Below are 20,422 nucleotides of genomic sequence, written 5' to 3' on the forward strand. Positions count from 1 at the left end.
GCCTTTACCGGCCTGAGAAATCGAGCGTGAAGCGGGTCCAGCCCGCCTCGCACGCCACCTGAATCCGCCCGCCATGGGCCTGCACGATCGACCGCGTGATCGCCAGGCCCAGCCCGGCATGTTCGCCCCCGCCTTCATGCCTGGACGGGTCCACCCGGTAGAAACGATCGAACAGCCTAGGCAATGCCGTCGCCTCGATGGCGCTGCCGGTATTGCTCACGGTGATGCGCGGTCCTGTCGCCAGCGTGATCCGCACCTGTCCCCCCGTCGGCGTGAAACGCAGGGCGTTGTCGAGCAAGTTGGAGAGCGCCCGGCGCAGCATGGTCCTGTCGCCGGGCAGCCACGCCTGTCCCTCGCGTGTCAGCTGCACGGCCGCTTCTTCAGCAGCCAGGGCGTAAAACTCCAATAGAGAATCCACTTCATCATGCAGGGCAAGTGGGGTGTCACCTGGTGTCAGTAGTCCCTGGTCAGCCTTGGCGAGAAAGAGCATGTCATTGATCATCTGCGCCATCGCCTGCAATTCTTCGAGGTTGTCGTGCAAGGCCTCTCGGTAGGTGTCGAGGCTGCGTGGGCGAGTCAGGGTGACCTGGGTGTGGGTCAGCAGGTTGGACAGCGGCGTGCGCAGCTCATGGGCGATGTCGGCCGAAAACGCCGACAGGCGCTGAAACGCATCGTCCAGGCGCTGCAGCATGGCATTGAGGCTGTCAGCCAATTGAGCCAGTTCGGCGGGCATTTGCTCCACGGGTAGCCGGGTGGTGAGCGAACGGGCAGAGACGCGTGCGGTGATGCGGCCCATCTGCCTCAAGGGCCGCAGGCCGCTGCGCGCCGCCCAGGCCCCCAGCAGGGCGGTGACCAGCGCCGACAGTCCGACTGTCAGCCAGATCAGGCGCTGCATGCCTTGCAGAAAATGCTGGTGATGGGTGATGTCAAGGTATAACACAAGGTACGGTGAGTTCGCGCTATCGGGCATCAGCGCCACAGCAAGGCTGCGGTAGTCAGTGCCCTGCGCATGCAGCGTCTTCAACCCCGTGGAGGAGGGCGCCGGGGGGAGGCCGGCCTGGCTCTCGAACCAAGTGACGCCCCCACCCGAGGTGACCCGCACGGACAGGTCGGCCTGATGGCTCAGCTCCTCGCGCAGGGCCGGCAGGCGGGTTTGCAGGTCGGCCTGCGTGCCGACGTCCGTCAGGTGACGGCGCAACAACGACAAGCGCGAGGCCAGCAACTGCTGGTCAAGTTCGATGAAATGCTGCTCGCTGGCCTGATTGAACACCAGGCCCGCCCCGAGCGAAACCGCAGCGGTGCAGGCAGCGAACAGCAGCGCCAGGCGACTGGTCAGCGAAATGCGGCGCCTCACGATGGGCGCACTTCCAGCACATAACCCATGCCGCGTACCGTATGGATCAGCTTGTCCTCGTAGGCATCGTCCACCTTGGCCCGCAGTCGGCGGATGGCCACTTCGATCACGTTGGTGTCGCTGGCAAAGTTCATGTCCCAAACCTGGGACGCAATGAGCGCCTTGGACAGCACCTCGCCCTGACGGCGCAGCAGCAGTTCGAGCAAACCGAACTCCTTGGCGGTCAGGTCGATGCGTTGGCCGCCGCGCTCGACACGTCGACGAATCAGGTCAAGACGCAGGTCTGCTACCGTCAGCAAGGTATCGGCACTGGGCGTGGAGCCGCGCCTGAGCAGGCTGCGCACGCGCGCCAGCAGCTCCGAGAAGGCGAATGGCTTGATCAGGTAATCATCAGCGCCCAGTTCCAAGCCATGTACCCGGTCCTCGACGGCATCGCGGGCGGTCAGGAACAGCACGGGCGTATCGATACCGGCTTGCCGCACGGCCTTGAGGATCTGCCAGCCGTCGCGCCCTGGCAGCATCACATCCAGGATCAGCAGGTCATGATCGCCCGTCAGGGCCAGAAACTGGCCTGTTTCGCCGTCGGTGGCCAGCTCCACCGTGAAGCCGGCCTCGCTCAGGCCCTGATGCAGGTACTGGCCAGTACGGGCCTGGTCTTCGACGATCAACAGTTTCATTGAGGCAAGCTCCGGCGGTTGATGCGGCGCGCCGCAGTGAGGTCCAGCCGGCGCGTGGGTGCCAGGATCATACGTGACCTGCGCGGCATTGAACCAAACTGACACGCTTGTAATGCAGCGGTCAGCTTCATGGCAGTCGCGTGGCCTTAATCTGGCGCCGTTCAATCCAACGCATGGGAGCCTCGATGTCTCGCTTTATCATTGCCTGCGCACTGACGCTGGCCAGTAGTCTTGCCCAGGCAGGCACCGCACACCCGCTAGCTTTCGGTGAGCCTGCACCAGCCGAGGAGGCAACCCGTACGGTTGAAGTGCGGCTCAAGGATATCGCCTTCGAGCCCGCCAGCCTCACTGTCAAGGCAGGTGAGACGGTGCGCTTCGTGTTGATCAACGAGGGTCAGTTGCCCCACGAGTTCAACCTGGGTGACAAAGCCATGCATGCCGAACATCAAAAACAGATGGTTGCCATGCAAGCCAAGCTGTTCAATGCAGCCGCAGATGAGCAGGGCATGGGGCATGGCGACATGAGCGGGCACAATCACGGTGCAGGTCATGGGCATGGCGGCGGTAACACGGTGCTGGTGATGCCTGGCCAGCGCGCTGAGTTGACCTGGACCTTCAAGGCCTCTGCACCCATCGAATTCGCCTGCAATGTGCCAGGCCATTACCAAGCGGGCATGGTTGGGCCGCTGACCATCGAGTGAGGGGCGCTGCAAGGCGGCAAGCAACAGGGTAGACTGGGCGCCCTACGCGTCATCCTGTACACGACAGGGTTACCCCAGCAATGGGGGCGCGCACCGTACGAACGCTAGCGTCCACTCCACACTTTCAGGTCAGTTCCAATGCACCCTGCCGCCGAACACTCCCCGCTGGGCAAGTCCAGTGAATACGTCGCCACCTATTCCCCGGAGCTGCTGTTCCCGATCCCACGCACCGCCAAATGGGCGGAGCTGGGTGTCACCGCGCAGACGCTTCCCTGGCAAGGGGTGGATTACTGGAACTGTTTCGAGCTGTCCTGGCTGCTGCCCTCGGGCAAGCCCGTGGTAGCCATAGGCGAGTTCGCCATCCCCGCCGATTCGCCCAACATCATCGAATCGAAGTCATTCAAGCTGTACCTGAACTCCTTGAACCAGACCGTTTTCGCAGGCATCGAGCCCTTGCAGGCGTGCCTTGAGAAAGACCTTTCGGCGGCCGCCGGCAAGGCGGTAGGGGTGAAGGTGAGGACGCTGGAAGAGGTCGAGGCCCAAGGCGTGGTCGCTTTGCCAGGCACCTGTATCGATGGGCTGGATGTGGCTATTTCCAACTATGCGCAGCCGCAACCGGAGTTGTTGCAATGCGACGCTCATCAGGTGCTCGAAGAGACGCTGCACAGTCACCTGCTCAAATCCAACTGCCCGGTTACCGGTCAGCCGGACTGGGGAAGCGTGGTAGTGACCTATAAGGGCAGGGCGCTCGATCACGCCAGCCTGCTGACCTATCTCATCAGCTTCCGCCAGCATGCGGATTTCCATGAACAATGCGTCGAGCGCATTTACCTGGACCTGAAGAATCTCTTGCAGCCTGAGCACTTGACCGTTTATGCCCGGTATGTGCGCCGGGGTGGCCTGGATATCAACCCCTACCGCAGCATGGGGGAAATCGTCGTGAGCAATGGGCGCCTGGCCAGGCAGTGACCGCCGCCGGGGTGCGCCTGCGTTGAACCGCACCCGACCCTGACAACAGGCCGCGTGCTGTTCGACCCTGGACGCAGTGCGGGTAATGGCAGGCCACTGCGCTGCGCTGTGTGCGCAGCAGCCCGAGCCGTATGCCTCAGATACCCATGCTGTGCAGCGAGTTGGCAATGCTGCGCAGGGTGGCCGTCAGGTCAGGGTGGTCGGCTTCAAATCGCTCCACGGCAAGGTTCACACCGTCGGCCAGGTTGTTGTCAGGCGTGGCGTTTTCCAGCTTCAGCTGCGCTTCGATTTGACGCGCTTCTTCATGGAGCGCAGCCAGCTCTTCGTCCGAAAGCGGCACGTTGCGATCCAGTTGCTCGCGCAGGCTGTTGAGGCGCTCTTGCAATTCGCGGGCAGGCATTGGCACTTCTCCATCATAGGTTTGGCAAGCCATGGACCTCAGCGAGGCGGCAAAGGTTCTGGCCTGTATTGAGCGTAAACCTTTCGCGTGGGATTTGCATGGCTGGCAGCCGCTGAGCTGTGTCCGTATTTTTCGCGCATTCGCTGGGAAGCGGTTCGTTTCATCCATGAGGTTGGCGAGCAACAGGTTCTCGTTAAATCTTGCTGCCATTGCGTAGCACCACTGACGTAACACTTGGTCACATTAAACTTCATGGATGCCGAAAGCTGTCTATCGGCCTGCAAAACTCTATACTGCCGCACTACAGCAGCGCGACCGTTGCGCTTGCGGCCGATAATCCTGATGGAGAAACACTATGCGTAGGATCGGTGCCAGTGTGATCGAACGAGTCACCCAGGCCTGTGTATGCGCCAGCATGCTGCTGGCGCCCGTGGCGGCTACTCAGGCCGCCACTGAAGAAGATCCCTGGGAAGCGGTCAATCGCCCGATCTTCCGCTTCAACGATACGCTCGATACCTACGCGCTCAAGCCGCTCGCCAAGGGTTACGACGCCGTGACGCCGCAGTTTCTCGAAGACGGCATCCACAATATGTTCCGCAACCTGGGCGATGTGACCAACCTGGCCAACAACGTCCTGCAGCTCAAACCCCATGCGGCAGGGGTGGATACGGCGCGCTTGATCGTCAACACCACCTTCGGCGTGGCCGGGTTCTTCGATGTCGGCACCAAGATGGGGCTGCAGCGCAGCGATGAAGACTTCGGTCAGACCCTGGGCTACTGGGGTGTGCCCAGCGGCCCGTACGTGGTCATTCCCTTGCTGGGCCCAAGCACTGTGCGCGATGGCGTAGCCAAGTACCCGGACACGTTCACCCGGCCTTATCGCTACGTGGACCATGTGCCTACCCGCAATTCGGCCTTCGCCCTGGACGTGGTGGACACCCGTGCAAGCCTGCTGCCGGCTGAGAAGCTGATTCAGGGTGACAAGTACATCTTCATTCGCAACGCTTACCTGCAGAACCGCGAGTTCAAGGTGCGCGATGGCGAAGTCGAGGACGATTTCTAAGGCTACCGCATGGCCAGGATGCGCAGCCCAAACGTGTGCTGCCCATCCGCCTGGGCCGCGATCCACACGACTTCCGCCGTGGCGTGCAAGCCTTCGAGCGAAGGGTGATCCGACTCCAGGCGCACCTGCAGCCGATCCCCGACGTGGAACGGCTGAGGCGCCTGTACTTGCATCCCGCTGCTGGCCAGGTCGAGACACACCGCGGCGATGACCTTACCCTCGTGTACCAGGGTAACCGGCGTGTCGATGCGCATGCGGATGAAATCGCGTTTCTCGCTGTGGCTGGTGGCGTTATCGGGCATGCTGCATCCTTCCTGTGAGGTTACATCGTGAGGGTTTCTTATAACTCTCGGTCATTTGCCCTGTAAAGCCGCTCAAGCGTACCGTTCGATGCTTGAAACCCCTGGCGGATGGGAGTACCGTCTGCGCCTTACACCGCATATCTCGCAGTTGCCGGGTAGGCTTTCTTGCCCTACAGCTCGCAGAACGTGCGACCTGTTCAGAATTCCCGCAGCTGTTGGTCTGCCTTGCCGGCTCGCTGCACAAACCCCAATCGGCGCCGTTCGCCCACATGCAGAAAACCAGTGCAACGCTGCTGATCATCGATGACGACGACGTGGTCCGTGCAAGCCTCGCCGCGTATCTTGAAGACAGTGGCTTCAGCGTTCTCCAGGCTGGCAACGGCCAGCAGGGGCTTCAGGTCTTCGAAGAGCACCAGCCTGATCTTGTGATCTGCGATTTGCGCATGCCGCAAATGGGCGGGCTTGAACTGATTCGTCAGATCAGCGCCCGTGCACCGCAGATACCCGTGATCGTGGTGTCGGGTGCCGGGGTCATGGCCGATGCGGTGGATGCATTGCGACTGGGCGCTGCGGATTACCTGATCAAGCCACTTGAAGACCTGGCGGTGCTTGAGCACTCGGTGCGCCGTGCGTTGGATCGAGCGCACCTTGTGCTGGAAAACCAGCGCTACCGCGAGAAGCTCGAGGCTGCCAACCGCGAACTGGAGGCCAGCCTGCACCTGTTGCAGGAAGACCAGACCGCTGGTCGGCAAGTGCAGATGAACATGTTGCCCCAAAGCCCTTGGCACGCCGGTGATTTTGCCTTCGAGCACCAGATCATCCCGTCGCTGTACCTGTCGGGTGATTTCGCCGACTACTTCCGTGTGGACGAGCGGCGTATCGCTTTCTACCTGGCCGACGTGTCCGGGCACGGTGCTTCTTCGGCTTTCGTCACCGTGCTGCTGAAGTTCATGACCACCCGCCTTCTGTTCGAATTCAAGCGTGGCGGCAACATGCGCGAGTTCCAGCCTTCTGAAGTGCTCAGCCACATCAACCGTGGGTTGATCAACTGCAAGCTGGGCAAGCATGTGACCATGGTGGGCGGGGTGATCGATGAAGACACCGGGTTGCTGACCTATGCCGTAGGCGGGCACCTGCCGCTGCCGGTGCTGCATACACCCGAGCACACCCGCTACCTCGAAGGCCGCGGTTTGCCCGTGGGGCTGTTCGAGGAGGCCCGCTACCAGGACCTGGTGGTTGAACTGCCACCACGTTTCAGCCTGAGCCTGATGTCCGATGGCATCCTGGACCTTTTGCCAGGTGATACGCTCAAAGATAAAGAAGCTGCGCTGCCTGAAATCGTCAGGGCGGCAGAGGGTAGCCTGGATGGGCTGCGTCAACGTTTTGGATTGGCTACGCTAGGGGAGATGCCGGATGATATCGCCCTATTGGTGTTGAGCAGGAACCTTCAATGAGTACCGGTAGAATCCAGTTCGCCGAGCAGGACGGTACCTTCGTACTGAAATTCGTCGGTGAAGTGCGCCTGACCTTGTGTTCGGCGCTCGATGCAACGATCGAGCGAATATTCACCGCGCTGAATTTCTCGACCATCGTGATCGACCTGACCGAAACCGAAAGCATCGACAGCACCACCCTTGGCTTGCTCGCCAAGCTGTCGATCCTGTCGCGACAGAAAGTGGGCCTGCTGCCGACCGTCGTGACCACCAACCCGGATATTTCCCGCCTGTTGCAATCGATGGGGTTCGATCAGGTATTCAACATCGTCGACCGCCCCATCCCGTGCCCTGAATGCCTGTCTGACCTGCCATCCCAGGACCAGACCGAGGAGGTGGTGCGCTCCAAGGTGCTGGAAGCGCACCGGATTCTGATGGGCTTGAATGAGTCCAATCGCGAAGCCTTTCATGACTTGGTGAGTGCGCTGGAGCGCAGTTGATCGAGTCACCAGGTTCTGGGGTCAAGAGCAGCCTGCCTCCTTCCTGGTAGGCTTTCTGAGGCCTATGCTGCCCGGGCGAGCTGTATGAACCTGTCCGTCGGTGGGGCGCCAGCTGCCTCCAGAGGGTCATGCCTTCGGGATCGGGTTGTCTTGCCAAGCCATGCAAAGCTTTTGTGACTATGGACTTGGCGCATCTGAGACAGCATGCAGGCCGCACGACGGCACCACCTGTAAAAACAACACGGGCGGGAAATGTCGAACACTTCCCGCCCGCGAGACAACCTGAATTGGATCAGCCTTCTTCACCCATGACCTTCTCAAGCTTCTCCTGATCGCGCGCAAACTGGCGGATGCCCTCGGCCAGCTTCTCGGTAGCCATGGCGTCTTCGTTCATGTCCCAGCGGAACTCGCTCTCACTCAGATGACGCTTGGGCTCACCGGCATTGCCTGGCTTCAATACCTGCGGCAGGTCGCCTTGGTCTTCGCTCAACTGCTGCAGCAATTCCGGGCTGATGGTCAGGCGATCACAACCGGCGAGCTGTTCGATCTGGTTGGTATTGCGGAAGCTGGCGCCCATGACCACGGTGTCGTAGCCATTAGCCTTGTAGTAGTTGTAGATCCGCGTGACGGACTGTACGCCTGGATCATCGGCACCGGTGTACTCCTTGCCCGTGCTTTTCTTGTGCCAATCGTAAATCCGGCCCACGAACGGCGAAATCAGGAACACACCAGCGTCGGCGCAGGCCTGGGCTTGGGCGAAGGAGAACAGCAAGGTCAGGTTGGTCTGGATGCCTTCCTTCTCCAGCTTCTCGGCGGCGCGGATACCTTCCCAGGTGGACGCCAGCTTGATCAGCACACGGTCCCGGCCAACACCGGCCTTGTCGTACAGCTCGATCAGCGAGCGAGCCTTGGCCAGCAGGGCAGGTTCATCGAACGACAGCCGCGCATCCACTTCGGTCGAGATACGCCCGGGGATGGCTTTGAGAATGCCGGAACCCACCGCCACCGCGAACATGTCGCAGGCCTGGTCCAGATCACCGTTGGCCTCGCCCTTCACGCGCGTGAGCAACTCGGCATAGGCCGGGATGGCGGCAGCCTTGAGCAGCAGCGACGGGTTGGTGGTGGCGTCTACCGGTTTCAGGCGCGTGATGGCGTCCAGGTCACCGGTGTCGGCGACCACGGTAGTGAACTGCTTGAGTTGTTCCAGCTTGGAAGTCATGGGCGTGCTCTGTCCTGTGCAATGACTCGACATTACCCCAGCCCCCACGGTCGCTCAAGGGCCCGGCTGTACGAGAGGTGAATGTTCGAGTACCCACCGTCCCTCAGGTTCCCTTCAGGCCGGGCCTTGCATCGTGTCGCGCAACCGGCAGGCGCCTGCGTGACACGCCAGCGCCTCAACGCCCCTGCAACAGCTCAACGGCCTGGTCGAACACGGCCAGCGGCTCGGCTGCCTTGTGAATGTCTGCCGAAAGCAGCTGACGGAACCGACGAGCGCCCTTGAAGCCCTGGGCAAGGCCGAGAATATGCCGGGTCACGTGATGCATCGCGCCCCCTGCCTGCATATGGGCCACGATGTAAGGCCGTAACTGCGCCAGCACTTCGGTGCGGGTGACCACCGGTGCCGTGCTGCCGAACAGCTGTTGATCCACCTCGGCCAGCAGGTAAGGGTTGTGATAGGCCTCGCGGCCCAGCATCACGCCGTCGAAGGTCTGAAGGTGGGTATGGCAGTCGGCCAAGGTTTTGATGCCACCGTTGAGCACGATCTCAAGGTCCGGGAAATCAGCTTTCAGTTGCGCGGCCACGTCATAGCGCAGCGGCGGCACTTCGCGGTTTTCCTTGGGCGACAGCCCTTCGAGAATGGCGATGCGTGCGTGCACGGTGAAACTGCGGCAACCCGCCTCGCGCACTTGCCCGACGAAGTCACACAGTTCTGCATAGCTGTCGCGGCCATTGATGCCAATGCGGTGCTTGACGGTCACCGGTGTCGAGACGGCGTCGCGCATGGCCTTTACGCAATCGGCCACCAACGCCGGGTGCGCCATCAGGCAGGCGCCGATCATGTTGTTCTGCACCCGGTCACTGGGGCAGCCGACATTGAGGTTGACCTCATCATAGCCATCGGCCTCGGCCAGCCGCGCACACGCCGCCAGGTCCGCCGGCACGCTGCCGCCCAGTTGCAGGGCCAGCGGGTGCTCGGAGGCATCGTGGCGCAGGAAACGCTGGGCGTCATTGTGCAGCAGGGCACCGGTGGTGACCATTTCGGTGTAGAGCAGGGTGTGTTTGGAGAGCAGGCGCAGGAAGAACCGGCAGTGGCGGTCGGTCCAGTCCATCATCGGTGCAACGCTGAAGCGGCGTGACGGCTCAGGGCTTGTGGTTTGTGGCTTTGAGGTGGATTTTGCAGTGATTTGATTCAACGTGTTTTGTACCGGATTTCGGGGGTTTTGGGGCATTTTTACCAAGCGCTTGGTACAATGTACCAATCGAATCCAGACGTGTACCAATCCTCATGGCAACCATCAGACCCCGCAAGAAGGCCGACGGCACCATCAGCTATACAGCTCAGATCCGCATCAACCGCGACAAGGTGACAGTCTACCAAGAGAGCCAGACGTTCGCCCGCAAACAAGCTGCAGTGGCCTGGGCGAAGCGACGAGAAACTGAGTTGGCGGAGCCAGGTGCAATCGAGCGGGCGAGCCGAGTAGGACACACGGTTAAGCAGATGATCGACCGCTACCTAGTCGAGGCCGAGAAAGCCCGGCCGCTGGGTGAGACGAAGCGGCGTACGTTGAATGCCATCAAGAACAGCTACCTGGGTGAGAAGGTGGATTCCGACCTCACTCAGCAGGTGCTGGTGGATTACGCGCTTTGGCGCATGAGTCCTGAAGGAGGAGGCATCAAACCGCAGACGGCGGGCAATGACATGGCGCACCTGGGGTCGGTGCTGTCCTTGGCCAGGGCGGCGTGGGGGTATGAAATTGATGCGCAAGCAATGCCGGATGCCCGCTTGGTGCTGAAGAAGTTCGGCTACAACCTGAAGAGCCGAGAGCGGGATCGCCGCCCTACTCTGGATGAGATCGATAAGGTGCTCGAGCACTTCTTCGAGATGCTACAGCGGCGTCCAAGCGTCATTCACATGCCCAAGGTGGTGGCGTTCGCGATTTTTTCGACCCGCCGAATGGACGAGATTACCCGTATACGCTGGGAAGACCTGGATGAGCACCGGCAAGCTGTGAAGGTACGGGATATGAAGAACCCGGGTCAGAAGATAGGCAACGATGTCTGGTGTTACTTGCCGGATGAGGCGTGGATCATTGTGCAGAGCATGCCACGAGAGTGTCGTGAGATCTTCCCATACAACACTGATTCAATCGGTACTGCCTGGTCCAAAGCATGCAAGATTAAAGGGGTCGAGGATTTGCACTTCCATGACTTGCGTCACGAAGGGGTGAGTCGACTGTTTGAAATGGACTGGGATATACCGAGGGTTTCGAGTGTATCCGGGCACCGCGATTGGAACTCACTGCGGCGGTATACCCATTTGCGTGGTCGAGGGGATGTGTACAAAGGCTGGAAGTGGCTGCATCAGATCATTCTGGCACCGGTTAAACTTGGCGCCCGAGCTGAGTAGGGGGTGGGTAACGATGCTACCTTTATCAGCGCCTACCCGTGGTAGGCATCCGCTTTGTTGTGATTGCGGTCAGCCGCGACTGGCTGCTTTCGAGCCAATGCAGTCAGGCATTAAAGTCTGGGTGTGGTACACCAGCTGGCACGGATAGGACAGGACAGACGTCGATTCTAGTCATAGTGGGGTTGAGTATGGATTTCAACGAGCAACGAACACCTGTAGATGAGCCGGTTGCGGACCTGCACCTTGAAACTCTGTCGAATATTTTAAGGGAGCTCAAACAAGAGCACATTCCGAACAATGGTTCTGTTCAGGACGCAAAATCACTGGTGGATAGTGCGTTCGAAATCGCGCAGGCAAAGCTTCATGCTAGCTTGAAAAAAGGAAACCCTGATAGTTGGGTGCTCGAAGCCTACAAGCAAATATTTATGTGGACTGGAGTATATAGAGGCTTACCATTTCAGGAATTTACGAGCCCAGTGGAATTGGCACCGGTGGGCCGGTTCGGATGGCGGTTCGTTATTGAGCATATACTATCAGGCGGACCTGGAGATAGCCTTCAGCGTAGACAGCCTAGCCTTGAAGACGTTAAAAAAGTATTTACCATCTTGGCAGTTATGACCATGGCGGCTGAGTGGTCTAACCTTATTCACTTTTTTCCTGATGTATATGGGGATGTTGAATTTGACCTGTCTTCTCCATTAGGGATATTGGATCCGATATTGTCGGATGAGTCTAAAGCGGTTGTGGTTGCACGCTCTGACTACATGCGTAGAATCGATCATGAGTACTGGGAGGTTCTTAATTTAGAGCGAAAAATCGAAGATGAGGTATTTTTAAAAGATAAATTCAGCAGCGCATTGCTGGCTGCAAAAGGATTTACATCTGAACAAGTTGAAGCAGTCATAGATACCTTGCTTCATGAGGTTCTCTCGTCTGGAGTCGTACTAATTATTCCGGGTGAATATCTTGTGGATTGGGTTTCAGATGAAAGCAATATTCCTAAATCTACAGTATGTAAAATACTTAATTTCATGCTTATGTCTTCGTCCCTGTTTAGTGATCAAGGTGGTAATTTTCTAGATAAAAAAGACCCTGTTAGAATGATAAATTTTGCAGGTGTGCGGTTAGAGCAAGTGAAGTTTTTATCTTCTATCTATCCAAAGTCATCTGTAAATATGTCGCACGTAAAAAAAGCGTCGTGGCATGCGATAATTAATATATTCATGGTCGGCGAGTGGAGTGATATATTTAAACATCGGGCCTCGGTCGGGCAGCGCCCTGATTTAAAAGTTGGTCCATTGTTTAATCGTGAGCTTGAAGATATTGAGCAGTACCATCGGCGAAATATATTTGAGAACATTGTTCTCGGGATATTCAAGGCGGGTGGGTGCAAGGGCACCAAGGGAATTAAGAAATGGCCAGATAGCAATGGCGTCTCTAGGCTTTTGCCATGCGGCGAGATTGATATACTTGCGTACGAGTGCCATACGCGCACCTTGTTTGTGGTCGAGTGTAAGGCATCAGCTCCGGCTACAGACTCTCGGGGCCAGTTTCAGCAATACAAAGATCATTTTTCTCAAAAAAAATATCACGCCAAATTTTTGTTGAAAATTAAATGGGTGAAGGAAAGTCTTTCAGATCTAAGTAATTGTAAGGAGTTGTGCATAGGTGCAGCGGACATTCCTCACATTACAGTCGTGCCAATGATGGTTACTAGATATCCGTCCATAGTCAAGTTCTATGTTGATGAGTATTGCGTTCTAACGTACGGAGAGTTATATGAGGAAGTTTGTAGCGCTGAAGTGAAGTAGCTGCGTTTTGCTTAGGGCGTAGCGGGGCATTTAGTAATCGCTATTTGACTGATGCTGGTCCATTGCAGCCCGTGGTTAAGGGCTGCTTTAGGTCGTTAGCAGCCCTCGCCAAAGGCCGGTCCGGGTTGACCATCAACGATGCCGACGGGCACGGACACTGGCCAGGCGACGTGCAATCACCCAGTTAGCCGGCTCGAAGCGTCTTGTTCAATTGCGCACATTCCTTACGGCCAGCCTCCCGCTGCTGATCTAGGTATTGCGCCAGATCGGCAATATGAATGCCTCGCGCGGTCTTCTGGCTTGTCTCGAGCCTAGTAATGGGAAGCTTGATCTGTCCGGCAAGAACTTTCCGTTGAAACATGTCAGGGGTGAGGTGAGTAAAGTAGTCCCTGCATACCTGCTCAAGCGAGATAATCGCCGTGCCGTTATACTGCGCCATCAAAACAAAGGCTGTGTTCATGCGAAGCCCTCCTTTTCCTGCGAGTTAGATTTTCCGGCGCTGGGGCGAGGGGGTTGGCGATCTCCATGGAGTTGGATTAGCACCTGCTTGCTGGCAAGATTGAATAACTCGGCGGTGGTAACTGGGGTAACGGATTGCTCGAAGTTTCGCACGGCGTCAAACCGAGTGCGGTACAGCCCGGCCTGGCCGAGCCAAGCGGCGGCTCGCTGGTCTACATCGGGCGCAGGCAGTTCATTAGATTTCTCATGCTCGACCAGCTGCATAGCCTGATTGAAAGTCAGCACCCGGCCGTTGAAGTACCAGGAGGGATTGTCCGCGTCTGTCAGGATCAAAGTATCCAACAGCGGCACGGGGGCGCCCCCAGTCCAATTGTCGTGGATTCGACTCAAGCCAAGCGCTTTGGCGATTACATAGGCATGGGTGGATTTGCCGCATCCCGCTGGACCGTGGACGATGCAGCTGCGTCGGGTGGTAGCAGTCATGCGGCAGCTCCTGAGGTAGCGGCGCTACCAAGGTTGACGCGAAGTTGTTCGTGAATCCGCTTGGCCAATTCGTCAATCAACTCTGCCTGTGCCCCTGACTTGATGGCTTCCGACTCGATCCTCAATGCTTTGAACGTACGTTGGGCTAGTCGCATCGTAGACGAGGCGCTAACAAGCCTCTCGTAGTCCTTCTTGGTCACGGCTAGGCCGGTGTACGACATGATGCGGGCTTCAAGCTCAGCAATGCCGGCTTTGAGGTTAGCCACTGTCAGATGGTGCTTGCGTTGTACTGCCTCAGCCTGAATGCGTGCCTCGTCCAGATCTGCCTGCAAACCTTTGATCTGCAGCTTCAGATCAGCTCTTTGCTGCTGTTTACCCGCGTCGACGCCGTGGAGGAAGGCACGATGTCGTACCTTCGGAATGATAAAGGTGAGGGCAATCAGGCTGACTAGCCATACGATCCCCAAAGCGAGTACTTGCTGGTGCGGTTGCATGCGCTGTGCTCCGAGATAGCCCGCCACCGGGCAAGGTGAGAGTCAGTGGCGGGCGGAATGCCCCTGCTGGCCGGGGCCGCCTGGTTCAGGCGGATTGCTTATCGCGGTCTGCCTGACGGTCGAGGTACTCGGCCAGGTTGTGCAGATAAACCACGTATGAGGCTTTCCTAGAGCAGTCAATCTTGCTTACGCGAAGACCAATCCGCCCTTTATTGATGAGTTCTTTGAAGCGCCTGTCTGACCCGATGTGGGAGAAGTAGCGCTCCCTCACAGCGGACAGCGTCGGGCAGGGGGTGGAGAACTCGGCGCGTAGTTGCTCCAAGGTGCTCATGCGCATTTCCCGAAGTCGTCAGGGCCGGGCTGAAGCTTGGCGTGCACGGCTGCTGCGAGTTGCTCTTTGCTGGAGCCAGTGACAGCAACGCAGACGTCGCCCTGGTCGTTGGTTACGACTGCGCCAAGGGGAAGTTGGCGGTTGACGGTGGCGATGACGTAGGCGGTTTGACCCGACTGCAGCACCTCTTCGACGCAGGCCTGCGCCTCCATCAGTGCCAGCGCTTGTTCCGATTGGGCGCCGGTGTCAGTCCGTCCATTCGCAAGGTCCTGCACGAAATCCCGCAAGGATTGACACTTGGTGGACAGCGCACGGGGCAGGGTGAGGCTGCTGCTGAGCGGGCCCACGGATACTTTGATGCAATGGTGTGTGTTGTCGTTTTCAATCTCGATGTGGGCATCGACAGTGACTTCAGGACGCTGCAGTCTGCACGTCGCCGTGCCTCCGTGATCCAGGGTACGCTGCAACAACATGATCTGACGCAGAGGAATCTGGAAGTCGGTCATGCTGCACCCCCATCGGCGGGGATAGCCTGAGTTTTCCCGTTCAGAGCGACGATCAGTTGCAAGCCAGTGCTGCGCTGGAACGCCTGGATTCTCGCAGGGCTAATGCAAGCTGTTGGATGAATCAGGACCGCTGCCGGTCCGCTTCGCTGTGCTGTTTTCATTTGTCTGTGTCCTAGGTGTGAGAGTGGGCACAGATAGAAATTAGCAAAAGCTAATTTTTATATCAATAGCAGATGCTAAATTAGCAGGGCGTCGTTACTCCCCGGCATATCCCCGGTGTGAGGCAACGTTGAACGGTTAGAGCTTCTTGGCGTTCCAGGCCAGCAGAACGCGGGCTTGGATGTGCATCCGCTCGATCATCGACTCATCAATGGTGATGGGGGGGTAGATCGGGTTGTCGGAGATCATCCGTAGCTGGCCACCGGTTAGGCGCTGCAGACGCTTGATATAGAGATCACCTTCCAAGGTGAACACATAGATAGCGTCGGTTCGAACTTCGGAAATTCCACGATCCACCAGAAGGGCGTCGCCGTCAGCGAATGTACCCGACATGCTGTCGCCATCGCCGGTGATGATGGCTAGGTTTTCAACCTTTGAGAAGGTGAGGCCCTGCATCCTCAGCCAATCGAGATGGACCGTCATGTCGCGGATGACTTCAATGTGCATTTCTGGGGCTACCTTGCCATGGCCCATTGATCCCGCGATATCGAGGTACGGAATCAACACGAAGTTCTTGTCCTTTGTGGCCCTGGTGGGCAGGCGAACGACGTTCGTAGGGGCTGCGTTGGAGGGCTCCTCCGCAGGAGGAGATGTCAGCATCCCTGCCGCAAGTCCTATTTTGACTTCCAGATTTCGCGCAGCTTTCTCGCCCAGCTTCCGGTGGCCGTTGAGTAGCTGCGAAAGGTACGACGCGTCTAGGTCGTGAGCCTCAGCGAATTCCTTCTGGCTCAGCTTGCCCATGATCGTACGGAGTGAGGCGATACGCCTTTCATTTATGTCCATGCCGTGATGATTGCTTTCCGTTAGCAAACAGTAAATTACGATCTGCTATTGCTTAGAAAATTAGCAATTGCTAATCTGCCTGCCAATGGAGGCCCTATGACGCTCAGCGAGTACCTAAAGACCATGAACAAGGAGGGGCTGGATGCCCTCGCACAGCACTGCGGAACTTCAGTAGGTCAGCTCAAGCAGGTGGCCTACGGGAACCGTCGGGCGAGTGCGGGCTTGGCTGTCAGCCTGGATCGGGAAACAGGCGGGGAGATTCGATGCGAGTCGCTCCGTCCAGACATTGATTGGGGGTACTTGAGGCAGGAAAAAAAGTAGGACCGCTGAGCCAGGACTCTCACCTCCCGGCCCAGCTATGACAGTGCTACGCATCGTCACTCCCATCGTCCGGCAGCCTCTCTCACAAGTGCGACCGGACGACTGTTACCGCATGCAATACACGCACAGCACAGCGCGGATTTACGCAAAGCAAAACGGTCGTGGCTGTAGGATAGGGGTTACCCCTTCTTGTGGCTACACCGTAAACCGAGGATTTACGGTTATGAGTCGCATCGATCTTTTGCCGGACGCTGGTCCGGTTCTCGCATTGCGTCAGGCGCTCTATCGCGCCGGTCGTGACTATCACGGTGGTATCACAAAATTGGCCTTCGACATGGTCATGGATGTGGACACCCTGCAGAAGAAACTCCATCCCACTGAAGAGCGGCGTTGGCCCAGCCCGGACGAGATCGAGGAGATTGTTCGCTGGACCGCAGACCCTCGTCTGCTTGATGCCCTTGTTCGGCCGGCCGGGGTGGTCTGGTATCAGCCTGAGCCAGTACCCGCGACGAATGCGGCGCTTCATGCCGTTGCCAAGCTGCTGGAAGAATCCGGTGAATTCGTCGGTAGCCTGCACGACGGAGCTGCTGACAACGTCTGGACGGAAACCGAGGTGCTCGACCTTGAGCACCGGGGGATGGATGTGATCCGCCAAGTCCTGGCCATCATGGCCGGTGCCCGCCAAGCCATGGAGGACGAAGCCCATGGCTGACGCCGTTGATTTTGCAAACGACCACGCCGAGTACTTCCTGCAGCTGTCATTGCGGCGTCTTGCTCGGCTTCCCGACAAGCCAAGCGCACAGTTCTGTGAGGACTGTGATGAAGCGATACCTCTGGCCCGCCAGCAATCGGTTGCAGGATGCGAAACCTGCATCGACTGCCAGAGCCTGCGGGAGCGCCGGAGATGAGCGAGCGCCCAACACGTGCAACCGCTGATTGGGCGCGGCGTTACATTGAAACCTTCGATCTCGCACTCGTTCCGATTGAGCCAGGTGAGAAAGGACCAAAGGGCACTGGTTGGAACAAGCCTGGCGGGTACTTCACCGACCCGTCGAAGGCAGAGGCGTTCTGGAGCGCGAACCCGAGCCATAACCTCGGTGTTGTGCTTGGGCCGAGTCGTGTCTGTTCGCTCGATGTTGACGACGTCGAACTAACGCGGCTGGTCCTTCAGCAAACATTGGGTCTCAATGTTGACGCCCTAGCCGAGGAATATCCCACCTCTGTCGGAAATCCTGAACGCTTCCGCGTGATGTTTCGTGTGCCTGAAGGCGTGGAATTAAGCCGCCACGCACTGGTGTGGCCGAACAGGAATGACCCTGATGGCACCATCTACAAAGGGTTGATAGCGCAAGTAAAGGCTGCCATGGAGAGCGGTGACGCGGCCCGCGAAGCAGCGTTCCGCATGGCGGCTGAACCATTCAAGAAGGTGACCGTGTTCGAGTTGCGTGGCGGTTTGGTGCAGGACGTCTTGCCGCCATCCATACACCCAGGTACTGGTAAGCCTTACACGTGGAAGACCCCGCCGGCTGCAGAAGGGCTGCCTGAATTGCCGACCGATCTGTTGGAGATCTGGCAGGACTGGGATGCCTTCAAGGTCCAGGGAGAAAACGTATGTCCGTGGAAGCCGAAGGCGCCAAAGCCTCCATCGGTTTCTCGGCCTAGTGCCAGGCCAACATCCCCAACAGCTAGGTCAGGTGACCGGCTTCCAGAGGTGATTCCTGAGTTCAATCGGGTCCACGACATTGCAACCATGATCGAAGCTCATGGCTACAAGCGTATTGATGGCAAGTGGCTGAGCCCGCACAGCAGTTCAGGCCAGCCAGGGGTGACGATCACGGACGGCAAACTCTATTCGCATCACACATCGGATCCGTTGGCTAACGGACACAAGAATGATGCGTTCGATGTCTTCTGCATCCTTATGCACGACGGTGATCAAAGGGCGGCGACTAGGGCAGCGGCTCAAATCCTCGGCATAGATGCGAAGTCTCGGCCGCCGGCGCCTCCACCATTAGGCGAACTTCCCCGCGCCCCATCTGTGATCGAGCAGGCCGAGCAGCCACCGCATGAAGACAGTGATGCCGAGCAACTTCCCCACGCCCCATCGGATGAAGAAGCCCCCAGCCCGGCCGGCTCCTCGGCCAAGGGGGGGAACGGGGGTGACACCCTGGATATCGATGGTGCGATGCGCCGGTTCGCCTTGGTGGAAGGAACCACCAGCGTGTGGGATTTGGATAAGGGCAGGGCGATGAAGCGGGCAGGGTTCGAAGCCCTGGTTGGGAAGCCGCTGGCTAAGGAGTGGGTAGAGCGCACTGACAAGAAGCTGATCGGTTCTGAGCAGGTGACGGAGCTTGAACACGCTCGGAAGATGTCCAGCAAGAAGGGCGGTGCGCTGAAACTGGAGCCGCTGGACCGGTACATCTATATCGACGGTACGAAAGAGGCCTGGGACCGTGAGAAGAAGCGGCGCCTGCCCGAGGGTAGCGTCAAGATGGCCTTGGGTGATGCCTATCAGCTCTGGCTGAACAGCCCGGACCGTCGGGTGGTGGACGTTGACCATATCGTGTTCGACCCGACGATGACAAAAGATCCTGCGATCTACATCAACACTTTCGAGGGCCTGCCGCTTACGCCGGTGCGCGATGACGCTGCCTGCGAGAACCTGCGCTGGCTGATCGCGTTCCTCTGTAACAATGACGAGGAAGCCCTGAATTGGCTGATCAAGTGGCTCGCCTACCCGCTCCAGCACATGGGTGCGAAGATGGACACCGCGATCCTCTTTCATTCAACCATGGAGGGCTCGGGTAAGAGCTTACTGTTCGCAGACATCATGGGCGAGCTGTATGGCAGATACAGCGCCACGGTAGGGCAGGCGCAGTTGGAGGGCAACTTCAACGCTTGGCAGAGCGGCAAGCTATGGGCGGTATTCGAAGAGGTTGTGAGTCGGGATCAGCGATACAACCAGGTCGGTAAGATCAAGCACATGATCACCGGCAAGACGGTGCGCATGGAGTCCAAGTTTATCAACGGCTGGGAAGAGTCCAACCACATGAACTCTGCATTCCTGAGCAATGAGATCATGCCGTGGCCGATCAGCGAAGACGACCGCCGGATGCTGGTGATGTGGCCCTTGGAGACGTTGCCCCCTGAAAGGCAGAAGGCGATTTCCACAGAGCTGGCTAACGGTGGCGTGGCTGCTTTGTATGGATGGCTTCTAGACGTCGACCTCGAGGACTTCAATCAACGTACACGCCCGCCGAAGACAGAGGCTCGTCAGCGCCTCGTTGAGCTGAGCCGCACGGCCTGGCAGACCTTCTACCACCTCTGGCGCAATGGAGAGCTTGGCTACGGCCTTTGGGGCTGCTGCCTGACGTCAGATGTGTACGCCATGTTCATCGAGTGGTGTGCTCACAACAAAGAGCATGCCATGAGTCAAACCAAGTTCTCGCTGATGTTGAGCGCGAAGGTGGAGAAGACGAGGGCTATACCCTGGTCTGACTGCTCCACAGAGTGCGTAACCCGCCGATTTGCAGCGTTCTTCATGCCCACCGATGGTGATCCTTCCCTACCCCCATCCATGAATGCGGCCGTGCTGGGGAAGAATGTTCGCGAATGGCGTGAGCGAGCGAAGCTCGCAGGCTGGACGGTGGAAGCCTGGGACCACATAAAAAGGGTGGCTGCATGAGTGCGTCAGCAAGTGTGTTGGGTGTGTTGGGTCGGTGTTGGGTTGGTTTAATCAAGCCAACACACATGCAGCCCCCGGAATTCGTGGCTTGCGGTCAGTCTGTGTTGGGTGTGTTGGGTTCGCGCACGCGTGCGCGCATACGATCTTTAGCAAGCACCGAAATCATGGAGGGAAAAAATCTCCATGCGAGCCCTGAAAAAATCAACACACCCAACACACTCAACAAAGGTAACTCTAACCCTTTGAATTTATTGAGTTTATTGTGTGTTGGGTCTGTGTTGGGTTGGCCAAATGTGTGTTGGG

General features: G+C 58.2%; 23 protein-coding genes. 11 read left to right on the forward strand and 12 right to left on the reverse strand.

What is annotated here, in order from left to right; all coding sequences use genetic code 11:
* Nucleotides 1–4: 4 nt before the first annotated feature.
* Nucleotides 5–1,354, reverse strand: a complete 1,350-nt coding sequence (locus PFU01S_RS14080; protein WP_028687359.1) for a heavy metal sensor histidine kinase — start codon at nucleotides 1,352–1,354, stop codon at nucleotides 5–7.
* Nucleotides 1,351–2,031, reverse strand: a complete 681-nt coding sequence (locus tag PFU01S_RS14085; RefSeq protein WP_027915076.1) for a heavy metal response regulator transcription factor — start codon at nucleotides 2,029–2,031, stop codon at nucleotides 1,351–1,353. Before PFU01S_RS14085 ends, PFU01S_RS14080 begins: the two co-directional genes overlap by 4 nt.
* A 185-nt stretch (nucleotides 2,032–2,216) precedes the next feature.
* Between PFU01S_RS14085 and PFU01S_RS14090 the strand changes: the two genes are divergently transcribed.
* Nucleotides 2,217–2,732, forward strand: coding sequence for a cupredoxin domain-containing protein (locus PFU01S_RS14090; protein ID WP_027915075.1), 516 nt, complete (start codon nucleotides 2,217–2,219; stop codon nucleotides 2,730–2,732).
* Nucleotides 2,733–2,870: 138 nt separating this feature from the next.
* Nucleotides 2,871–3,701, forward strand: a complete 831-nt coding sequence (gene queF, locus PFU01S_RS14095) for an NADPH-dependent 7-cyano-7-deazaguanine reductase QueF (RefSeq protein ID WP_028687358.1) — start codon at nucleotides 2,871–2,873, stop codon at nucleotides 3,699–3,701.
* A 136-nt stretch (nucleotides 3,702–3,837) separates the two neighbouring features.
* Here the strand turns inward: queF and PFU01S_RS14100 are convergent, their stop codons facing one another.
* The gene (locus PFU01S_RS14100) at nucleotides 3,838–4,101 is read right to left on the reverse strand and encodes a DUF4404 family protein (RefSeq protein ID WP_023534264.1); all 264 of its coding nucleotides are present in this window, start codon (nucleotides 4,099–4,101) and stop codon (nucleotides 3,838–3,840) included.
* Nucleotides 4,102–4,456: 355 nt separating this feature from the next.
* On the opposite strand from PFU01S_RS14100, the gene PFU01S_RS14105 reads away from it, so the two are divergent.
* Nucleotides 4,457–5,164, forward strand: coding sequence for an MlaA family lipoprotein (locus tag PFU01S_RS14105; protein ID WP_027915073.1), 708 nt, complete (start codon nucleotides 4,457–4,459; stop codon nucleotides 5,162–5,164).
* A gap of 2 nt (nucleotides 5,165–5,166) precedes the next feature.
* On the opposite strand, the gene PFU01S_RS14110 is transcribed toward PFU01S_RS14105, so the two are convergent.
* Nucleotides 5,167–5,466, reverse strand: a complete 300-nt coding sequence (locus PFU01S_RS14110; RefSeq protein ID WP_028687357.1) for a PilZ domain-containing protein — start codon at nucleotides 5,464–5,466, stop codon at nucleotides 5,167–5,169.
* Between the two features lie 269 nt (nucleotides 5,467–5,735).
* Between PFU01S_RS14110 and rssB the strand changes: the two genes are divergently transcribed.
* Nucleotides 5,736–6,920 (forward strand): two-component system response regulator RssB, encoded by a 1,185-nt coding sequence (gene rssB / locus PFU01S_RS14115; RefSeq protein WP_027915071.1) that lies wholly within the window; start codon nucleotides 5,736–5,738, stop codon nucleotides 6,918–6,920.
* On the forward strand, nucleotides 6,917–7,399 hold the full coding sequence (rssC, locus tag PFU01S_RS14120) for an anti-sigma factor antagonist RssC (protein ID WP_028687356.1): 483 nt from the start codon (nucleotides 6,917–6,919) through the stop codon (nucleotides 7,397–7,399). The genes rssB and rssC overlap by 4 nt, the downstream gene beginning before the upstream one ends.
* A gap of 292 nt (nucleotides 7,400–7,691) precedes the next feature.
* Here rssC and tal read toward each other — a convergent pair whose 3' ends face one another.
* Both tal and dusA read right to left on the reverse strand, forming a co-directional pair.
* The gene (gene tal, locus PFU01S_RS14125) at nucleotides 7,692–8,618 is read right to left on the reverse strand and encodes a transaldolase (RefSeq protein WP_027915069.1); all 927 of its coding nucleotides are present in this window, start codon (nucleotides 8,616–8,618) and stop codon (nucleotides 7,692–7,694) included.
* 175 nt (nucleotides 8,619–8,793) lie between these two features.
* Nucleotides 8,794–9,849: a tRNA dihydrouridine(20/20a) synthase DusA gene (gene dusA, locus PFU01S_RS14130; protein WP_420835087.1), complete on the reverse strand. Its 1,056-nt coding sequence runs from the start codon at nucleotides 9,847–9,849 to the stop codon at nucleotides 8,794–8,796.
* A 56-nt stretch (nucleotides 9,850–9,905) separates the two neighbouring features.
* Between dusA and PFU01S_RS14135 the strand changes: the two genes are divergently transcribed.
* Together PFU01S_RS14135 and PFU01S_RS14140 are read left to right on the forward strand one after the other, a co-directional pair.
* A complete protein-coding gene (locus PFU01S_RS14135) occupies nucleotides 9,906–11,027 on the forward strand; it encodes a site-specific integrase (protein ID WP_028687354.1) in 1,122 nt (373 codons plus the stop codon).
* A 188-nt stretch (nucleotides 11,028–11,215) separates the two neighbouring features.
* Nucleotides 11,216–12,838 carry a hypothetical protein gene (locus PFU01S_RS14140; RefSeq protein ID WP_028687353.1) on the forward strand — a complete coding sequence of 541 codons (1,623 nt, stop codon included), beginning with the start codon at nucleotides 11,216–11,218 and terminating at the stop codon, nucleotides 12,836–12,838.
* Nucleotides 12,839–13,022: 184 nt separating this feature from the next.
* Here the strand turns inward: PFU01S_RS14140 and PFU01S_RS14145 are convergent, their stop codons facing one another.
* The 6 genes from PFU01S_RS14145 to PFU01S_RS14175 all read right to left on the reverse strand — a co-directional run bounded on the left by PFU01S_RS14145 (nucleotide 13,023) and on the right by PFU01S_RS14175 (nucleotide 16,113).
* Nucleotides 13,023–13,298 carry a pyocin activator PrtN family protein gene (locus PFU01S_RS14145; RefSeq protein WP_028687352.1) on the reverse strand — a complete coding sequence of 92 codons (276 nt, stop codon included), beginning with the start codon at nucleotides 13,296–13,298 and terminating at the stop codon, nucleotides 13,023–13,025.
* Entirely contained in the window at nucleotides 13,295–13,780 is a 486-nt protein-coding gene (locus PFU01S_RS22655; protein ID WP_248694600.1) for a nucleoside/nucleotide kinase family protein, read from the reverse strand. Before PFU01S_RS22655 ends, PFU01S_RS14145 begins: the two co-directional genes overlap by 4 nt.
* Nucleotides 13,777–14,274 carry a hypothetical protein gene (locus PFU01S_RS14160; RefSeq protein WP_028687351.1) on the reverse strand — a complete coding sequence of 166 codons (498 nt, stop codon included), beginning with the start codon at nucleotides 14,272–14,274 and terminating at the stop codon, nucleotides 13,777–13,779. Before PFU01S_RS14160 ends, PFU01S_RS22655 begins: the two co-directional genes overlap by 4 nt.
* A gap of 85 nt (nucleotides 14,275–14,359) precedes the next feature.
* Nucleotides 14,360–14,605, reverse strand: coding sequence for a pyocin activator PrtN family protein (locus PFU01S_RS14165; RefSeq protein WP_028687350.1), 246 nt, complete (start codon nucleotides 14,603–14,605; stop codon nucleotides 14,360–14,362).
* Nucleotides 14,602–15,111, reverse strand: a complete 510-nt coding sequence (locus PFU01S_RS14170) for a hypothetical protein (protein ID WP_028687349.1) — start codon at nucleotides 15,109–15,111, stop codon at nucleotides 14,602–14,604. Before PFU01S_RS14170 ends, PFU01S_RS14165 begins: the two co-directional genes overlap by 4 nt.
* Nucleotides 15,112–15,408: 297 nt before the next feature.
* Nucleotides 15,409–16,113 (reverse strand): LexA family transcriptional regulator, encoded by a 705-nt coding sequence (locus PFU01S_RS14175; protein WP_028632506.1) that lies wholly within the window; start codon nucleotides 16,111–16,113, stop codon nucleotides 15,409–15,411.
* 96 nt (nucleotides 16,114–16,209) lie between these two features.
* Here PFU01S_RS14175 and PFU01S_RS14180 point away from each other — a divergent pair, with 96 nt between their 5' ends.
* The 4 genes from PFU01S_RS14180 (at nucleotide 16,210) to PFU01S_RS14195 (ending at nucleotide 20,119) form a co-directional block, all read left to right on the forward strand.
* Nucleotides 16,210–16,434 carry a YdaS family helix-turn-helix protein gene (locus tag PFU01S_RS14180; protein ID WP_028632507.1) on the forward strand — a complete coding sequence of 75 codons (225 nt, stop codon included), beginning with the start codon at nucleotides 16,210–16,212 and terminating at the stop codon, nucleotides 16,432–16,434.
* 223 nt (nucleotides 16,435–16,657) lie between these two features.
* Complete coding sequence (locus PFU01S_RS14185) at nucleotides 16,658–17,146, forward strand: phage regulatory CII family protein (protein ID WP_028687348.1); 489 nt, start codon at nucleotides 16,658–16,660, stop codon at nucleotides 17,144–17,146.
* Nucleotides 17,139–17,342, forward strand: a complete 204-nt coding sequence (locus tag PFU01S_RS14190) for a TraR/DksA C4-type zinc finger protein (protein ID WP_028632509.1) — start codon at nucleotides 17,139–17,141, stop codon at nucleotides 17,340–17,342. The genes PFU01S_RS14185 and PFU01S_RS14190 overlap by 8 nt, the downstream gene beginning before the upstream one ends.
* Nucleotides 17,339–20,119: a bifunctional DNA primase/polymerase gene (locus PFU01S_RS14195; RefSeq protein ID WP_028687347.1), complete on the forward strand. Its 2,781-nt coding sequence runs from the start codon at nucleotides 17,339–17,341 to the stop codon at nucleotides 20,117–20,119. Before PFU01S_RS14190 ends, PFU01S_RS14195 begins: the two co-directional genes overlap by 4 nt.
* Nucleotides 20,120–20,422: the final 303 nt, after the last annotated feature.

The sequence above is a fragment of the Pseudomonas fulva NBRC 16637 = DSM 17717 genome, assembly GCF_000730565.1.
In the GTDB taxonomy this organism is placed as follows: Bacteria; Pseudomonadota; Gammaproteobacteria; order Pseudomonadales; family Pseudomonadaceae; genus Aquipseudomonas; species Aquipseudomonas fulva.

Excerpts from the sequence above, each read along its gene's own strand:
- PFU01S_RS14185 (WP_028687348.1), top strand. The coding sequence starts at position 16,658 with ATGAGTCGCATCGATCTTTTGCCGGACGCTGGTCCGGTTCTCGCATTG.
- rssC (WP_028687356.1), top strand. The coding sequence starts at position 6,917 with ATGAGTACCGGTAGAATCCAGTTCGCCGAGCAGGACGGTACCTTCGTA.
- PFU01S_RS14145 (WP_028687352.1), bottom strand. The coding sequence starts at position 13,298 with ATGAACACAGCCTTTGTTTTGATGGCGCAGTATAACGGCACGGCGATT.
- PFU01S_RS14160 (WP_028687351.1), bottom strand. The coding sequence starts at position 14,274 with ATGCAACCGCACCAGCAAGTACTCGCTTTGGGGATCGTATGGCTAGTC.
- dusA (WP_420835087.1), bottom strand. The coding sequence starts at position 9,849 with ATGCCCCAAAACCCCCGAAATCCGGTACAAAACACGTTGAATCAAATC.
- PFU01S_RS14140 (WP_028687353.1), top strand. The coding sequence starts at position 11,216 with ATGGATTTCAACGAGCAACGAACACCTGTAGATGAGCCGGTTGCGGAC.
- PFU01S_RS14170 (WP_028687349.1), bottom strand. The coding sequence starts at position 15,111 with ATGACCGACTTCCAGATTCCTCTGCGTCAGATCATGTTGTTGCAGCGT.
- queF (WP_028687358.1), top strand. The coding sequence starts at position 2,871 with ATGCACCCTGCCGCCGAACACTCCCCGCTGGGCAAGTCCAGTGAATAC.
- PFU01S_RS14110 (WP_028687357.1), bottom strand. The coding sequence starts at position 5,466 with ATGCCCGATAACGCCACCAGCCACAGCGAGAAACGCGATTTCATCCGC.
- PFU01S_RS14085 (WP_027915076.1), bottom strand. The coding sequence starts at position 2,031 with ATGAAACTGTTGATCGTCGAAGACCAGGCCCGTACTGGCCAGTACCTG.
- rssB (WP_027915071.1), top strand. The coding sequence starts at position 5,736 with ATGCAGAAAACCAGTGCAACGCTGCTGATCATCGATGACGACGACGTG.
- PFU01S_RS14135 (WP_028687354.1), top strand. The coding sequence starts at position 9,906 with ATGGCAACCATCAGACCCCGCAAGAAGGCCGACGGCACCATCAGCTAT.
- PFU01S_RS14190 (WP_028632509.1), top strand. The coding sequence starts at position 17,139 with ATGGCTGACGCCGTTGATTTTGCAAACGACCACGCCGAGTACTTCCTG.
- PFU01S_RS14180 (WP_028632507.1), top strand. The coding sequence starts at position 16,210 with ATGACGCTCAGCGAGTACCTAAAGACCATGAACAAGGAGGGGCTGGAT.
- PFU01S_RS14195 (WP_028687347.1), top strand. The coding sequence starts at position 17,339 with ATGAGCGAGCGCCCAACACGTGCAACCGCTGATTGGGCGCGGCGTTAC.
- PFU01S_RS14105 (WP_027915073.1), top strand. The coding sequence starts at position 4,457 with ATGCGTAGGATCGGTGCCAGTGTGATCGAACGAGTCACCCAGGCCTGT.
- PFU01S_RS22655 (WP_248694600.1), bottom strand. The coding sequence starts at position 13,780 with ATGACTGCTACCACCCGACGCAGCTGCATCGTCCACGGTCCAGCGGGA.
- tal (WP_027915069.1), bottom strand. The coding sequence starts at position 8,618 with ATGACTTCCAAGCTGGAACAACTCAAGCAGTTCACTACCGTGGTCGCC.
- PFU01S_RS14165 (WP_028687350.1), bottom strand. The coding sequence starts at position 14,605 with ATGAGCACCTTGGAGCAACTACGCGCCGAGTTCTCCACCCCCTGCCCG.
- PFU01S_RS14100 (WP_023534264.1), bottom strand. The coding sequence starts at position 4,101 with ATGCCTGCCCGCGAATTGCAAGAGCGCCTCAACAGCCTGCGCGAGCAA.
- PFU01S_RS14090 (WP_027915075.1), top strand. The coding sequence starts at position 2,217 with ATGTCTCGCTTTATCATTGCCTGCGCACTGACGCTGGCCAGTAGTCTT.
- PFU01S_RS14175 (WP_028632506.1), bottom strand. The coding sequence starts at position 16,113 with ATGGACATAAATGAAAGGCGTATCGCCTCACTCCGTACGATCATGGGC.